The following is a 15,837-nucleotide window of genomic DNA, read 5'->3' as shown; positions in this document are numbered from 1 at the left end:
TATAGAATAAATATTGATTGCTGGCGCCGGACGTCCTAGTCTGCATCCACCAAGAGCGTCGCCGTCACGACGGCAGGCGCGGGCTGATAAAAATAACAGGAGCCAGCATGGGCCAGACTCGTTTTGCCAGTGGGCGTCAATTGGATCTGATTTGTCTTGGGCGCCTGGGCGTCGATCTCTATGCGCAGCAAGTCGGGGCGCGCCTGGAAGATGTCGCCAGTTTTGCCAAGTACCTGGGCGGCTCCTCCGCCAACATCGCCTTCGGCACTGCGCGGTTGGGGCTCAAGTCGGCGATGTTGAGCCGGGTCGGCGACGATCACATGGGGCGCTTTCTGGTGGAGTCGCTGGTGCGCGAGGGCTGTGATGTCAGTGGCATCACCGTCGACCCACAGCGCCTGACCGCCATGGTGCTGCTGGGCCTCAAGGACCGCGAAACCTTCCCCCTGGTGTTCTACCGCGAAAACTGCGCCGATATGGCCCTGTGTGCCGCCGATATCAGCGAAGCCTTTATTGCCAGCAGCAAGGCGCTGCTGATCACCGGCACTCACTTTTCCACCGACGGCGTGTACCAGGCCAGCCTCCAGGCCCTGGATTACGCCGAGCAACACGGCGTCAAGCGCGTGCTCGATATTGACTACCGCCCGGTGCTCTGGGGCCTGGCGGGCAAGGCTGACGGTGAGACCCGTTTTGTCGCCGACCAGAGCGTCAGCCAGCATCTGCAAGGGATCCTGCCGCGCTTTGACCTGATTGTCGGCACCGAGGAAGAGTTCCTGATTGCCGGCGCCAGCCACGATCTGCAAAGCGCCTTGCGCACGGTGCGCCAACTGACGGCGGCGACCCTGGTGGTCAAGCTCGGCCCGCAAGGGTGCACGGTGATTCATGGGGATATACCGGCGCGCCTCGAAGACGGTGCGATCTATCCCGGCGTGCGCGTCGAAGTGCTGAATGTGCTGGGCGCCGGCGATGCGTTTATGTCGGGCTTCCTCAGTGGCTGGTTGAACGACGCCGGTGACGCGCGTTGCTGCCAACTAGCCAATGCCTGCGGCGGGTTGGTGGTGTCGCGCCATGCCTGCGCCCCGGCAATGCCGACCCCGGCGGAGCTTGAGTATCTGTTCAACAGCCCGGTGCCTATCACCCGGCCGGATCAGGATTTGGTACTGCAGCGTTTGCATCAGGTCAGTGTGCCGCGCAAAACCTGGAAGCAGCTGTTTGTGTTTGCCTTCGACCATCGCTGGCAACTGCTGGAGCTGGCGCAAAAAGGCGGCCAGGACCCGGCGCGGATCAGTGCGATCAAGCAACTGTTTATCCAGGCGGTAGAACGCGTCGAAGGCAAACTGCACGAGCAGGGTGTGGAGGCCGATGTGGGTATTTTGGCCGACCAGCGCTTTGGCCAGGACGCGCTGAACGCCGCCACCGGCCGTGGCTGGTGGGTCGCGCGCCCGGTAGAGGTCCAGGGTTCGCGGCCGCTGGCGTTCGAACACGGGCGCTCGATCGGCAGTAACCTGATCGGCTGGCCCCAGGAGCAGATCATCAAGTGCCTGGTGCAGTTTCACCCCGACGACGAGCCGCTGCTGCGCCTGGAACAGGAAGCGCAGCTCAAGGGCCTGTACCAAGCCGCGCAAGCCAGCGGCCACGAGCTGCTGCTGGAAGTGGTGCCGCCCAAGGATCACCCTTCGACCTACCCGGATGTGCTCTATCGCAGCCTCAAGCGCCTGTACAACCTGGGTATCTACCCGGCGTGGTGGAAGATTGAGGCGCAGTCGGCCGAGCAGTGGCACCAGCTCGATGAACTGATCGAGGAACGCGACCCCTATTGCCGGGGCGTGGTATTGCTGGGCCTGAATGCGCCGGCGCAATCTTTGGCCGAGGGCTTCCAGCAGGCCAGCCAGAGCCGGACCTGCCGCGGGTTTGCCGTGGGCCGCACGATCTTCCAGGAGCCGAGCAGGGCGTGGATGGCAGGGGAAATCGACGACGAAACGCTGATCCAGCAGGTACAGCAGACCTTCGAACAACTGATCCAGGCCTGGCGCAGCTCGAGAGTTTAAACACGCTCAAATGTGGGCGCCGGCAAGCCAGCTCCCACACAAGCAGATTTCAGCAGCCTCAAGGTTAAAACAATAAAAGGTGCAGCCATGCCCGCAATCCGTATTGGCATCAACCCCATCTCCTGGAGTAACGACGACCTGCCGGCCCTGGGCGGCGAGACGCCGTTGAGCACCGCGCTCAGCGAAGGCAAGGCCATCGGCTACGAAGGTTTCGAACTCAACGGCAAATTCCCCAAGGACGCCAAGGGCGTGGGTGATGTGTTGCGCCCCTACGACCTGGCGCTGGTCTCCGGCTGGTACTCCAGCCGCCTGGCCCGGCGCTCGGTGGCCGAGGAAATCGACGCCATCGCCAGCCATGTGCAACTGCTGCGCGAGAACGGCGCCACGGTATTGGTCTACGGTGAAGTGGCCGACTCGATCCAGGGCTCGCCGATCCGCCTGATTGAGCGCCCGCGCTTTCACAGCGAACAGGCATGGCAGGCCTACGCCGACAAGCTCACTGAGCTTGCGCGTTTTACCCTGTCCCAGGGCGTGCGCCTGGCCTACCACCATCATATGGGCGCGTACGTCGAGTCCCCGGAGGACATCGACACCCTGATGCGCCTCACTGGCCCGGAGGTCGGCCTGTTGTTCGATTCGGGGCACTGTTACATGGGCGGTGGCGAGCCGGTCGAGGTGCTGCGCAAGCATCTGGACCGTATCTGCCATGTGCACTTCAAGGATGTGCGCAAACCGGTGGTGCAACTGGCGCGCAACCAGCTGTGGAGCTTTCCCGACTGTATCGTCAACGGCACCTTCACGGTGCCGGGCGATGGCGATATCGACTTCGCCCAGTTGCTGGACGTGTTGCTGGGCGCTGGCTACAGCGGCTGGTTGGTGGTGGAGGCTGAGCAGGACCCGGCCGTGGCCCCCAGCTATATCTATGCGAAAAAAGGCTTTGATACCTTGCGCGCGCTGCTGGATGCGAGGGCTGCACAATGAGCCTGCTGGTCAAAAGCACCCCGCGCGGGCCAACCATGGTCGCGCTGCCAGAGGGGCGCCTGGAATATGTAGGGTTTGCCGCTTACCGCCTGAGCCTGGGGCAAACACTGCCGGTCAGCGCCAACGACGACGAGCTGTGCCTGGTGCTGCTCAGCGGCCGGGTGACCATCGAAGGCGAGGGCTTCAGCTGGCAAAACCTCGGGGATCGCCAGTCGGTGTTCGAGGATAAGTCGCCGTTCGCAGCTTATCTGCCGCCCAGCACGCGGGCCCAGGTGACAGCCCTGAGCGATGTGCAGATCGCCGTCTGCGCCGCGCCCGGCGCCCTTGCCGCCGGTCTCGCGCCCCGGCTGATCCGCCCCGAGCAGTGCCGGCGCAGTGTGCGCGGCAAGGGCGCCAACACCCGCTACGTCTGCGACATCCTGCCCGACAGCGAGCCGGCCCATTCGCTGCTGGTGGTGGAGGTGCGTACGCCGTCCGGGCACTCATCTAGCTACCCGCCGCACAAGCACGATACCGATGATCTGCCGCACCAGAGCTTTCTTGAAGAGACCTATTACCACCAGATCAACCCCTCCCAGGGCTTTGTGTTCCAGCGGGTGTACACCGATGACCGCAGCATCGACCAGGCCATGGCCGTGGAAAACCACGACCTGGTGGTGGTGCCCAAGGGTTATCACCCGGTCAGCGTGCCCTATGGCTACGAATCGTATTACCTGAACGTGATGGCCGGCCCCAAGCGCGCCTGGCACTTTCACAATGACCCGCAGCACAGTTGGTTGCTGGATCTTTAACCCGTAGGCGCCGAGGGGGCCAAACATGAGCACAACCCGATTGACCATGGCCCAGGCCCTGGTGAAGTTCCTGGATAACCAGTACATCGAAGTCGATGGCGTGCAGAGCAAGTTTGTCGCCGGCGTGTTCACCATCTTTGGCCACGGCAATGTGCTGGGCCTGGGCCAGGCCCTGGAGCAAGACAGTGGCGAGCTCGTGGTGCATCAGGGCCGCAACGAGCAGGGCATGGCCCATGCCGCGATTGGGTTTGCCAAGCAGCACCTGCGGCGCAAGGTCTACGCCTGCAGCGCTTCGGTCGGCCCCGGCGCGGCGAATATGCTGACCGCCGCGGCAACCGCCACCGCCAACCGCATCCCTTTGTTGCTGCTGCCCGGCGATGTGTATGCCTGTCGCCAGCCCGACCCGGTGTTGCAGCAGATCGAGCAATTCCATGACCTGAGCATCAGCACCAACGATGCGTTTCGCGCCGTGAGCAAATACTGGGATCGCATCAACCGCCCTGAACAGTTGATGAGTGCGGCGATCCACGCCATGCGCGTACTGACCGACCCGGCCGAAACCGGCGCCGTGACCCTGGCCTTGCCCCAGGACGTGCAGGCCGAGGCCTGGGATTACCCCGATTACTTCCTGCAAAAACGCGTGCACCGCCTGGACCGACGCCCGGCCACCGAAGCGATGCTGCGCGACGCTGCCGCGCTGCTCAAGTCCAAGCGCAAGCCGCTGATTATCTGCGGGGGCGGGGTCAAGTACTCCGGCGCGAATGCCGCGCTGCAGGCGTTTGCCGAGCGCTTTCAGATCCCCTTTGCCGAGACCCAGGCCGGCAAGAGCGCCATCGTCTCCAGCCACCCGCTGAATGTCGGCGGCATCGGTGAAACCGGCTGCCTGGCCGCCAACCTGCTGGCCCGGGATGCCGACCTGATCATCGGCATCGGCACGCGCTACAGCGACTTCACCACCTCGTCGAAATCCCTGTTCCAACATCCCGAGGTGCAGTTTCTCAACCTCAATATCAGCCCTGGCGATGTGCTGAAGCTCGACGGTGTCCAGGTGCTGGCAGATGCCAGGGTCGGGCTGCTGGCATTGGCCGACGCGCTGGGCGATTACGCCACGCAATGGGGCGAGCAGCCCCGCCAGGCCCGTGCGCAGGGGGATGCCGAAGTGGACCGGGTCTATCAGGCGCGCTACACCGACGCCGACTTCAGCCCCGAGATCCACGACCACATGGATGCGGCGGTGCTACGCGAATTCATCGAGCTGACCGGCTCCTGCCTGACCCAGAGCCAGGTACTGGGTGTGCTTAACGCGACCCTGGCCGACGACGCGGTGATTGTGGCCGCCGCCGGCAGCCTGCCGGGGGATTTGCAGCGCAGTTGGCGCAGCAAGGGGGTCAACACCTACCACGTCGAGTACGGTTATTCGTGCATGGGCTACGAGATCAACGCAGCCCTGGGGGTGAAGCTGGCCGAGCCGGCGCGCGAGGTCTACGCCCTGGTGGGCGATGGCTCCTACATGATGCTGCATTCGGAGCTGGCCACCTCGATCCAGGAGCGGCGCAAAATCAACGTGGTGCTGCTGGACAACATGGCCTTCGGTTGCATCAACAACCTGCAGATGGGCAATGGCATGGACAGCTTCGGCACCGAGTTCCGCTTCCGCAACCCCGACAGCGGCAAGCTCGATGGCGGCCTGGTGCCGGTGGATTTCGCCATGAGCGCGGCGGCCTATGGTTGCAAGACCTACAAGGTCACGACGGTTGCGCAGCTGCACGCCGCGCTGGCTGATGCACGCGCGCAGAGCGTGTCGACGCTGATCGATATCAAGGTGCTGCCCAAGACCATGATCCACGGCTACCTGTCGTGGTGGCGGGTTGGCGTGGCGCAGGTGTCCACCAGCGAACGCACCAATGCCTGCGCCAAACAACTCAATGAACGCCTGGCCAAGGCCCGGCAGTACTGACCATAAGAGGAGCGTTGCCATGTCTTTGAAGCTGGGTGTGATCGGTACGGGCGCCATCGGCCGGGACCATATCCGCCGGTGCAGCCAGACCTTGCTCAACAGCCAGGTGGTGGCGGTCACCGATATCAACCTTGAGCAGGCGGCCCAGGTGGTGGCTGACCTGCAACTGAACGCCGAGGTGTACGCCGACGGTCATGCGCTGATCCATTCGGCGCAGGTCGAGGCGGTGCTGGTCACCTCCTGGGGCCCCAGCCATGAGGAATTTGTGCTGGCGGCTATCGCAGCTGGCAAACCGGTGTTCTGTGAAAAACCCCTGGCTGTCACGGCCCAAGGCTGTCGCAAGATCGTCGAGGCGGAAGTGGCCCACGGCAAGCGCCTGGTTCAGGTCGGTTTCATGCGCCCGTATGACCAGGGCTACCAGGCGCTCAAGGCGGTGATCGACAGCGGCCAGATCGGCGAGCCGTTGATGCTGCACTGCGCCCACCGCAACCCGACGGTGGGGGAAAACTACAACACCGGCATGGCCATCACCGACACTTTGATCCACGAGCTGGACGTGCTGCGCTGGCTGCTGGCCGATGACTATGTGTCAGTGCAGGTGGTGTTCCCGCGTAAAACCAGCAAGGCCCTGAGCCATTTGCGCGACCCGCAGATCGTGCTGCTGGAAACCGCCAGGGGTACGCGGATCGATGTGGAAGTGTTTGTGAACTGCCAGTACGGCTACGACATCCAGTGTGAAGTGGTGGGGGAGACGGGCATTGCCAAATTGCCAGAACCGTCCCAGGTGCAACTGCGCAGCGGCGCCAAGCTATCGAATGCAATTCTGATGGATTGGAAAGACCGTTTTATTGGCGCTTATGACGTCGAGTTGCAGGCCTTTATCGATGGCGTGCGCGCCGGTCAGGTGGGGGGACCTTCGGCCTGGGATGGTTTTGCGGCGGCGGTGGCGGCGGATGCGTGTATCGAGGCCCAGGGCAGTGGGCAGATCGTTGCGGTCAGCTTGCCGCAGCGCCCGGCATTCTACGGCTAGCGCGGTCAATGTAGGAGCTGGCTTGCCTGCGATGGCGGTGGTTCAGGTTAGAAATACTTGACTGATCTACCGCTATCGCAGGCAAGCCAGCTCCTACATTTTGATTGGGTTTGCAGATCACAAGAGGAGTTGGTTCATGCGAATCGGACTGGTTGGATACGGCCACGGTGGCCGTTTTTTTCATGCCCCGCTGATCGCCACTTTGCCCGGGGCAATCTTCGTTGGCGTGGTGACCCGCGCCCCCGAGCGCCGCCAGCAACTGGCGACGGAGCATCCCGGGGTGCCGGCATTCGACAGCATCGCGCAGATCGTCGAAGCCGGGGTGGAGGTGCTGGTGATCTCCACCACCCTCAAGGGCCGCCCGGCCCTGGTGCTGGAGGCCATTGAATATGGTGTGGCGGTGGTCAGCGACAAACCCTTCGCCGCCAATGCCGAGCAGGCGCGGGCGCTGATTAGCGCCGCCGAACGTGAAGGGGTAAAACTCAGCGTCTACCAGAACCGGCGCTGGGATTCGGACTACCTGACCCTGCGCAAGCTGATCGAGGCTGGCGCCCTGGGTACTATCACCCGCTTTGAATCCAGGGTAGAGCGCTACAGCCCGCAAGCGGTGGGCAACGCCAGCGGCGGCGGGTTCCTGCGGGATCTGGGCAGCCATCTGGTGGACCAGGCCTTGCAGCTGTTCGGTCCGGTAGAGCTGGTGTATGCGCAATTGCAGTACAGCGCCGAGCATCCCACGGTCGATCATGGCTTCTTTGTCTGCCTGACCCACGCCAACGGGGTGATTTCCCACCTGTGGGGCAGCGCCCTGCAAAACAGCCAGGCCCCGCGTTTTCGAGTGAACGGCACGGCGGGCTGCTACACCGTCGAAGGCCTGGATGGCCAGGAACAGGCGCTGCTGGCCGGCAAGAATCCGAAGACCGAAGGTGAACACTGGGGCGCCGAAGATCATCGCCGCTGGGGCTGGTTCGAACAAGGCGCGGAACGCGAGCGGATCCCTTCGCAAAAGGGCGCCTGGAACCAGTTCTATCGCCAATTGCAAAGCGCAGTCCAGGGCCAGGGCGAACTGCCGGTGCAGGCCAGGGATGCCTGGGAAACCACCTGCGTGCTGGATGCCGCCAGGCTCAGCGCCGAGCGCCGGCAAGTGGTGGAGATGGCCACGCTGGAAGGGGTAGAGTGGAAATAGAATAAAATTCTAAAATGAGTTGATATGGAAATTATTTTCCAATAAAGTCATTTCTAGGTTGCTGAAAGTCTGTCCCGGCCTTCCTTTATAAAGGACGCGGTGGGCTCAACAAAAACAAGATAAAAAAACAACCAGGTACCGTCAGATGAAAATCTTCAACGCTGTACTGCGAGTGTTACGTACTGCCTTCCCGCCCCGCGCACGGCCCTTCTATTTCTCTTTTCTCAATGTCCTTTGCATCGAAAGCAAGGGCGCCCTGGTGTGCTGCATTCCGGGGGCGCCCGTGGTACGGCTGCCTGCTGCCAACTCATCGCTCTGATAAACGCTACGTCCAGAAAACCAACAAGAAAGTGGAGACAGACCGTTCATGAAGACCCAGATCCGTTTCGCCTCGCTGGCCTTGTCGATGCTGCTTGCCAGCGGCGTGGCCGCGGCCGCCGATATCAAGATTGGCGTCAGCATGTCGCAGTTCGACGACACCTTCCTCACCTACCTGCGTGAGGATATGGACAAGCAAGCCAAGTCCTACCCCAAGGGCGACGGCGTGCAACTGCAGTTCGAAGATGCCCGCGCCGACGTGGTCAAGCAACTGAGCCAGGTCGAGAACTTTATCAGCCAGAAAGTCGATGCCATGGTGGTCAACCCGGTGGACACCGCCTCCACCGCACGCATTACCAAGGCCGCGGTGGCAGCCGGTATCCCGCTGGTCTACGTCAACCGCCGCCCGGATCAGACCGACCTGCCCAAAGGGGTGGTGACGGTGACGTCCAATGACGTCGAGGCCGGCAAACTGCAAATGCAGTACCTGGCCGAGAAACTGGGCGGCAAAGGCAAAATCGTGATTCTGCTGGGTGACCTGGCCAACAACTCGACGACCAATCGCACCAAGGGCGTCAAGGAGGTCCTCGGCAAATACCCGGACATCAAGATTGAACAGGAGCAGACCGGGATCTGGCTGCGGGACAAGGGCATGACCCTGGTGAACGATTGGCTGACCCAGGGCCGCGAGTTCAATGCGGTCGTGGCCAACAATGACGAAATGGCGATTGGCGCGGCCATGGCCTTGAAAACCGCGGGCGTCAAACCGGGCAGCGTGTTGATTGGCGGCGTCGATGGCACGCCCGACGGCTTGAATGCGATTACCAAGGGCGAGATGGCGCTCTCGGTGTTCCAGGATGCCAAGGGGCAGGCGGTCGGTTCGGTGGAGGCGGCGGTGAAAATGGCCAGGGGCGAGGCGGTCGAGCAAAACGTCGTGGTGCCGTTCCAGTTGATCACCCCGGACAATGTCGCGTCGTTCAAGTAGCGTTCAATAACAACAATAAGCCCGCAGGGCGGTCGCAATCGCCCTGCCGATGGAGCCCCGATATGCTCGCTCAAGCGACTGCTTTGCAGCCCGCAGGTCTAGAAGAGCCTTACCTGCTGGAAATCGCCCATATCAGCAAAGGTTTTCCCGGCGTCGTGGCCCTGGACGATGTGCAACTGCGGGTGCGCCCCGGCTCGGTCCTGGCGCTGATGGGAGAGAACGGTGCCGGCAAGTCGACGCTGATGAAAATCATCGCCGGCATCTACCAGCCCGACGCCGGCCAAATCCGCCTGCGGGGCAAGCCGGTGGTGTTTGATACCCCCCTGGCCGCCTTGCAGTCGGGCATTGCGATGATCCACCAGGAACTCAACCTGATGCCCCATATGAGCATCGCCGAGAACATCTGGATCGGCCGCGAGCAGCTCAATGGCCTGCGCCTGGTCAATCACCGGGCCATGCACCGTTGCACTGCGCAGTTGCTGGCGCGGCTGCGGATCAACCTTGACCCCGAGGAGCAGGTCGGCAACTTGAGCATTGCCGAGCGGCAGATGGTGGAGATTGCCAAGGCGGTGTCCTACGACTCCGACATCCTGATCATGGATGAGCCGACGTCGGCGATTACCGACAAGGAAGTGGCCCACCTGTTTTCGATCATTGCCGACCTCAAGGCCCAGGGCAAAGGCATCATCTATATCACCCATAAAATGAATGAAGTGTTTGCCATTGCCGATGAGGTGGCGGTGTTTCGCGATGGCGCCTATATCGGCCTGCAGCGTGCCGACAGCATGGACAGCGACAGCCTGATCTCGATGATGGTCGGGCGCGAATTGAGCCAACTGTTCCCGGTGCGCGACAAACCCATCGGCGAGTTGCTGCTGTCGGTGCGCGACCTGCGCCTGGACGGGGTGTTCCAGGGCGTGTCCTTTGACCTGCATGCCGGCGAGATCCTCGGCATTGCCGGGCTGATGGGCTCGGGCCGCACCAATGTGGCGGAAACGATTTTCGGCATTACCCCAAGCGACGGCGGCGAGATCCGCCTCGACGGCCAGGTGCTGCGCATCAGCGACCCGCACATGGCGATCAAGCAGGGTTTTGCGCTGTTGACCGAGGACCGCAAGCTCAGTGGCCTGTTCCCGTGCCTGTCAGTCCTGGAAAACATGGAAATGGCCGTGCTGCCCCATTACTCGGGCAAGGGCTTTATCCAGCAAAAAGCCCTGCGGGCCTTGTGCGAGGACATGTGCAAGAAGCTGCGGGTAAAAACCCCCTCCCTTGAGCAGTGCATCGACACCCTGTCGGGCGGCAATCAGCAAAAGGCCCTGTTGGCCCGCTGGTTGATGACCCAGCCGCGGCTGTTGATCCTCGATGAGCCGACCCGTGGCATCGATGTCGGGGCCAAGGCCGAGATCTATCGCCTGATTGCCTTCCTGGCCAGCGAGGGCATGGCGGTGATCATGATTTCTTCGGAACTGCCGGAAGTGCTGGGCATGAGTGACCGGGTGATGGTGATGCACGAAGGCGAGTTGATGGGCACCCTGGACCGGGCCGAGGCCACCCAGGAAAAAGTCATGCAGTTGGCTTCCGGTATGACGGCAGTCCACTAACGAATAAAAAAGGTGACGGGTAATGAACGCAATACTGGAAAGCAAACCCGAGGAAAAAAAGCCCGCTGCGGCACCGGTCAAGAGCCGGCGGCGGTTTCCTACCGAGCTGAGCATTTTCCTGGTGCTGATCGGTATCGGCCTGGTGTTCGAAGTGTTTGGCTGGATCGTGCGTGACCAGAGCTTTTTGATGAACTCCCAGCGCCTGGTGCTGATGATCCTGCAGGTGTCGATCATCGGCTTGCTGGCGATTGGCGTGACCCAGGTGATCATTACCACGGGGATCGACCTGTCGTCGGGCTCGGTGCTGGCGTTGTCGGCAATGATTGCCGCGAGCCTGGCGCAAACCTCGGACTTTTCCCGCGCGGTGTTTCCATCGCTGACGGACTTGCCGGTGTGGATCCCGGTGGTGGCCGGCCTGGGCGTGGGCCTGCTGGCGGGGGCGATCAACGGCAGCATCATCGCCATTACCGGCATCCCGCCGTTTATTGCGACCCTGGGCATGATGGTCTCGGCCCGTGGCCTGGCGCGGTATTACACCGAAGGCCAGCCGGTGAGCATGTTGTCGGATTCCTACACGGCCATCGGCCATGGCGCGATGCCGGTGATCATCTTTCTGGTGGTGGCGGTGATCTTCCACATTGCCTTGCGCTACACCAAGTACGGCAAGTACACCTACGCCATCGGCGGCAATATGCAGGCGGCGCGTACCTCGGGGATCAACGTCAAGCGGCACCTGATCATTGTCTACAGCATTGCCGGGCTGCTGGCCGGGTTGGCGGGTGTGGTTGCCTCGGCTCGGGCGGCTACCGGGCAGGCGGGGATGGGCATGTCTTATGAGCTGGACGCGATTGCCGCTGCGGTGATCGGCGGCACCAGCCTGGCGGGCGGGGTAGGGCGCATCACCGGCACGGTGATTGGCGCGCTGATCCTCGGGGTGATGGCCAGCGGGTTTACCTTCGTGGGGGTGGACGCGTACATCCAGGACATCATCAAGGGCCTGATCATCGTGGTGGCGGTGGTGATCGACCAGTATCGCAATAAACGCAAGCTCAAGCGCTGAGCGAGATTTGAATCAAAAAGTGGGGCTTGTTTGTGTGGGAGCGGGCTTGCCCGCGATAGCGATGGGTCAGTCAAATATCTATCAACTGACCCACCGCTATCGCGGGCAAGCCCGCTCCTACATTTATGCACCGCCAACCGTTTGTCTTCTATATAGCTCCACAACACTGAATTTCTTGCTATAAACGCACTCCGATAACCACCTGCCGAGCCCGTCCTGGTGCCTTTTGGGGGAATGTCGGACAAATTGCCTGTCATTTCAGTTGCTGCGCCCTCAAGTCAGCCGTAGACTGCCGCCCCTCGTAAATTGAGTGCCGGGTGGCGCTTGGAATGGACGGCGTCTTTCCCCGACCTGCAGAGGTTGGCCGGAACGCTCCCTTATTCGCCTTAATGCACGTATTTTTTATAGAGAAATCAATGACAAAGGAAAAGTTGCTGGCCATGCCGGCGGATGACTACATGAATGCCGAGCAGCACGCTTTTTTCGAGCAGTTGTTGCAAGACATGAAAGTCGAGCACCACGAGCGCATTGAGCAGAACCGCATCGCCATTGAAAGCCTGGACACCCCGGCTGACCCTGCTGACGCTGCTTCGGTAGAAGAAGAGCGCACCTGGCTGGTCAACGCCATCGACCGCGACCAGCGCATGCTGCCGCAACTTGAACAGGCCCTGGGCCGTATCAAGGAAGATTCCTTTGGCTGGTGTGATGACAGCGGCGAGCCTATCGGCCTCAAGCGCCTGCTGATCAGCCCGACCACCAAGTACTGCATCGAAGCGCAAGAGCGCCACGAGCAAATCGACAAGCATCAGCGCCAAGCCTGATCTGTTTGATTGTGTAGGGAGCTGGCTTGGCGAAGGCGGTCGATCAACACCGCTATCGCCAGCACGCTGGCTCCTGCAGTGATCCTGCGCGTGTCATCCCCCCGTCTATTGATCTGCTGCAAGCCCTAACACCAAAGGCCCATAGATAATGGCCAATTAGTGGCGTTTAATGCAGAGACAATAATGACAAGCAGTGGGGTAACAAGCATGGCTGGGGATGGATCTCTGATGGGCGCCGCCGTGGTGCCGCACGCGGTGAGCCGCCAACTGCCTGGCTGGGTCACACCGTTCCTGCAAAGCATCGCCCTGGTGCTGGTATTGTCGGGCCTGGCGTTTGCCGACCTGTCGATGTACCTCTGCGTGCCCGTGGCCCTGTTGCTGGTCTGGCTACCGCTGCTGAAAAAGCCGGCCCGCAGCCTTGCGCCGGCTGTCGTCGAGGATGCCATTGGCGCGTTGACCCGCGATCTGTCCTACACCACCAGCCATAACGCGCTGTCAGCCGCCGGCGTGGCCTATTCGGTCAAGCAACTGGCGGCCCGCCTGCAATCGCAATTGGGCGCCGCCCAGCAAATCGTCAGCAGTGCCGAAGTGATGATTGGCACTGAGCAACTGACGTCCCTGCTCAGTCGTGAAGCCCTCGGCGCGGCGGGCCAGGCCCATCAGCGCAGCACCGAGGGGCGCGCGGTGCTCGGGGAGTCCATCAGCCGCATGCATCAACTCAGCCAGCGCGCCAGCGACAGCCGGCAATTGATCGAGGCCCTGAGCCAGCGCAGCGAAGAGATCCAGCGCGTGACCCTGGTGATTCAGTCGATTGCCAGCCAGACCAACCTGCTGGCCTTGAATGCCGCCATTGAAGCCGCCCGGGCCGGTGAGCATGGGCGCGGGTTCGCCGTGGTGGCCGATGAGGTGCGCGGCCTGGCGGGCCGTACGGCGACTGCCACCGACGAAGTCGGGGTGATGGTGGCGGACATCCAGCAGCGTACCGCCCAGGTGGTGGAGCAAATCCGCCAGTTGTCCGTGGATCTGCAGGCCGGCGTCGAGCAAGTGGAGCACGCCGGCGAGCAACTGGAGAGCATTGCCACGTTGGCGGCGGGGGTGGAAGGCCAGGTCAACGCGATTGCCCAGGGCACCGAGACCAATCGGGTGCAGCTCGACAGCCTGTTCCATGCGGTGGAGCAGATGCGCAGCGACCTGACCGTCAGCGACCAGCAGACCCAGCAGTTGGCCGAGGCCGCCATACAAATGGAAGGGCAGGCCGAAACGATCAGCGAGCGCCTGGCCGAAGTCGGCCTGGACGATTATCACCAGCGCATCTACGACCTCGCCCGCGAAGGCGCGAGCCGCATCGCCGCGCAGTTCGAGGCGGATGTCCAGCAGAACCGCATCAGCCTCGATGACTTGTTCAATCGCAGCTACACACCGATTGCCAACAGCCAGCCGACCAAGTACCACAGCCGTTTCGACGGCTACACCGACCAGGTATTGCCCGCTATCCAGGAAGCCTTGCTGCCCCGGCACGAAGGCCTGGTGTTCGCGATTGCCTGTACACCACAGGGCTATGTGCCGACGCACAACAAGGTGTTTTCCCAGGCGCTTACCGGCGATGTTCAGGTGGACGCGGTGAACAATCGCACCAAGCGCAAGTTTGAAGACCGCACCGGCATCCGCTGCGGCAGCCACCAGCAGGCTGTGCTGTTGCAGACCTATACCCGTGATACCGGCGAGTTGATGCACGATCTGTCCGTGCCGATCATGGTCAGCGGCCGGCATTGGGGCGGCTTGCGCCTGGGCTATAAGCCTGAGGGGCAGGCTGGCGCGCACTAGGCCCAGGCACGGATTGTTGCGTGTTATGCAAGGAAGCTTTTACGCCGATAGCTTTTTCCGGCGTGAGGAACAGCTTAAGATGCTGCACATTGTTAGCTAGCTAACTAATCCTGCGGAGAACTTCCATGCAAAGCAAAGTCGATGTAGCGGTGATGATTGGCAGCGGTGTGCCACAGACCCTGCGTGCGCTGGGCCTTAGGGCCTGCTGGGTGGTGTTGCTCAACGGTGAACAGCGCGGCACGGCCTTCGCCAGTCGCGACGAAGCCCAGGAATGCCGCGCGGCCTGGCAGGCGCTGCTGGACCTGGAGCGCTCAGACCGCCTGCACTGACTGCAGGTTATACGCTCTGGTGCAGGCGCTGGTTCAGCTCATCCACGGCAATCGCCCAGTCCGCGTCTTCGCGCAGTTCTTCCTTGAGGAACTGCGCCTGTTGCGGGGTCCAGAAGGGCGCGTCGATCAGCTTCACAGTCTCTGCCAGGGGATGTTCACCGATAAACGTGTCGATGGCAGCAGGCGAGGCCTCCAACCCCAACTGTTCGAACAGGTCTTGCAAGGTATGCGTTGGCGCGTCCATGTCATTCTCCACGATAGTTAAGTCTCTACTCCCATGGGAGGCGTGCCAGCGCGCATAGTTCGATTTTGCTTGAGTCGCGTGTCAACGGGCATTGATGCACAGGAGAGCTTCCAACTCCTTGGCCAGGGCGCAGGCCTTGTTATGGTCACTGCGAAAGCCCTTGATCCGACCGCTGGGCACTTCCAGGATATGGAAAAAATTCTTGCCCGCCGGGACGACCCGATACAGGGCGAAATCCGGGCACGCGTTGTGGGCGTACACGCTGTAGAATAGCGCGCTATCCTTGCGCGATAAGGTGTCGCGAGTCAGTGTCGGTTCGCGATGAAGTCTTTGCATGGCGAGCTCCTGTTGATCTGTTGACCTGCTTGCAGCATTTCGGGTGGTTTTAAGCCGCGTTGCTGTTCTAATATTGTTGTCGGCAGCTCGCGTTCGGTTCCATCCAACGTTTTTCTTTGGTTTTTGGCTGTCGGAAAACCACCCTTTCAAATGGGGTATTCTCTGAAGTGGGGCGTCCAGTATTCTCTGGCCGATAAACCTGTGATTTCCTGCACCGCCTGACGACCTTGTACAAGGGCTGTCAGGCACGGCTGTACGAGTCTGGCGGGAATCAACTTCAGTTTTTTAATGTACCGTGCCGTATCGGCCTTTTTTGTGCTGTCTGCCCTGGG

At 61.7% G+C, this 15,837-nt stretch carries 14 protein-coding genes; 12 read left to right on the top strand and 2 right to left on the bottom strand.

All coding sequences use genetic code 11. The features are described from left to right. The first annotated feature begins 107 nt into the window (after positions 1-107). The 12 genes from iolC (at position 108) to HBO11_RS24520 (ending at position 14,925) form a co-directional block, all read left to right on the top strand. The gene (gene iolC / locus HBO11_RS24575) at positions 108-2,045 is read left to right on the top strand and encodes a 5-dehydro-2-deoxygluconokinase (RefSeq protein ID WP_169954732.1); all 1,938 of its coding nucleotides are present in this window, start codon (positions 108-110) and stop codon (positions 2,043-2,045) included. An 87-nt stretch (positions 2,046-2,132) separates the two neighbouring features. After that, a complete protein-coding gene (iolE, locus tag HBO11_RS24570) occupies positions 2,133-3,026 on the top strand; it encodes a myo-inosose-2 dehydratase (RefSeq protein WP_169954731.1) in 894 nt (297 codons plus the stop codon). Further along, positions 3,023-3,817: a 5-deoxy-glucuronate isomerase gene (gene iolB, locus HBO11_RS24565; RefSeq protein ID WP_169954730.1), complete on the top strand. Its 795-nt coding sequence runs from the start codon at positions 3,023-3,025 to the stop codon at positions 3,815-3,817. The genes iolE and iolB overlap by 4 nt, the downstream gene beginning before the upstream one ends. Positions 3,818-3,842: 25 nt before the next feature. Further along, a complete protein-coding gene (gene iolD, locus HBO11_RS24560; RefSeq protein WP_169954729.1) occupies positions 3,843-5,774 on the top strand; it encodes a 3D-(3,5/4)-trihydroxycyclohexane-1,2-dione acylhydrolase (decyclizing) in 1,932 nt (643 codons plus the stop codon). 19 nt (positions 5,775-5,793) lie between these two features. Next, complete coding sequence (locus HBO11_RS24555) at positions 5,794-6,804, top strand: Gfo/Idh/MocA family oxidoreductase (protein ID WP_169954728.1); 1,011 nt, start codon at positions 5,794-5,796, stop codon at positions 6,802-6,804. A 136-nt stretch (positions 6,805-6,940) separates the two neighbouring features. Next, entirely contained in the window at positions 6,941-7,987 is a 1,047-nt protein-coding gene (locus tag HBO11_RS24550; RefSeq protein ID WP_169954727.1) for a Gfo/Idh/MocA family oxidoreductase, read from the top strand. 367 nt (positions 7,988-8,354) lie between these two features. Beyond that, entirely contained in the window at positions 8,355-9,290 is a 936-nt protein-coding gene (locus HBO11_RS24545; protein WP_169954726.1) for a sugar ABC transporter substrate-binding protein, read from the top strand. Between the two features lie 62 nt (positions 9,291-9,352). Continuing rightward, the gene (locus HBO11_RS24540) at positions 9,353-10,891 is read left to right on the top strand and encodes a sugar ABC transporter ATP-binding protein (protein ID WP_169954725.1); all 1,539 of its coding nucleotides are present in this window, start codon (positions 9,353-9,355) and stop codon (positions 10,889-10,891) included. A 22-nt stretch (positions 10,892-10,913) separates the two neighbouring features. Next, the gene (locus HBO11_RS24535) at positions 10,914-11,951 is read left to right on the top strand and encodes an ABC transporter permease (RefSeq protein ID WP_169954724.1); all 1,038 of its coding nucleotides are present in this window, start codon (positions 10,914-10,916) and stop codon (positions 11,949-11,951) included. Positions 11,952-12,367: 416 nt separating this feature from the next. Beyond that, entirely contained in the window at positions 12,368-12,772 is a 405-nt protein-coding gene (locus HBO11_RS24530) for a TraR/DksA C4-type zinc finger protein (RefSeq protein WP_010173153.1), read from the top strand. A 228-nt stretch (positions 12,773-13,000) separates the two neighbouring features. Beyond that, positions 13,001-14,596 carry a methyl-accepting chemotaxis protein gene (locus HBO11_RS24525; RefSeq protein ID WP_169954723.1) on the top strand — a complete coding sequence of 532 codons (1,596 nt, stop codon included), beginning with the start codon at positions 13,001-13,003 and terminating at the stop codon, positions 14,594-14,596. A gap of 125 nt (positions 14,597-14,721) precedes the next feature. Beyond that, positions 14,722-14,925 (top strand): hypothetical protein, encoded by a 204-nt coding sequence (locus HBO11_RS24520; RefSeq protein WP_032861075.1) that lies wholly within the window; start codon positions 14,722-14,724, stop codon positions 14,923-14,925. A gap of 7 nt (positions 14,926-14,932) precedes the next feature. Here HBO11_RS24520 and HBO11_RS24515 read toward each other — a convergent pair whose 3' ends face one another. Together HBO11_RS24515 and HBO11_RS24510 are read right to left on the bottom strand one after the other, a co-directional pair. Continuing rightward, the gene (locus tag HBO11_RS24515; RefSeq protein WP_169954722.1) at positions 14,933-15,169 is read right to left on the bottom strand and encodes a DUF2789 domain-containing protein; all 237 of its coding nucleotides are present in this window, start codon (positions 15,167-15,169) and stop codon (positions 14,933-14,935) included. 81 nt (positions 15,170-15,250) lie between these two features. Beyond that, positions 15,251-15,505, bottom strand: coding sequence for a hypothetical protein (locus tag HBO11_RS24510; RefSeq protein WP_169954704.1), 255 nt, complete (start codon positions 15,503-15,505; stop codon positions 15,251-15,253). Positions 15,506-15,837 lie beyond the last annotated feature (332 nt).

The sequence above is a fragment of the Pseudomonas sp. WS 5010 genome (assembly GCF_012985565.1).
Taxonomy (GTDB): domain Bacteria; phylum Pseudomonadota; class Gammaproteobacteria; order Pseudomonadales; family Pseudomonadaceae; genus Aquipseudomonas.
The sequence above is the reverse complement of the archived record's forward strand: the minus strand, read 5'-3'. Positions and strand labels throughout refer to the sequence as shown.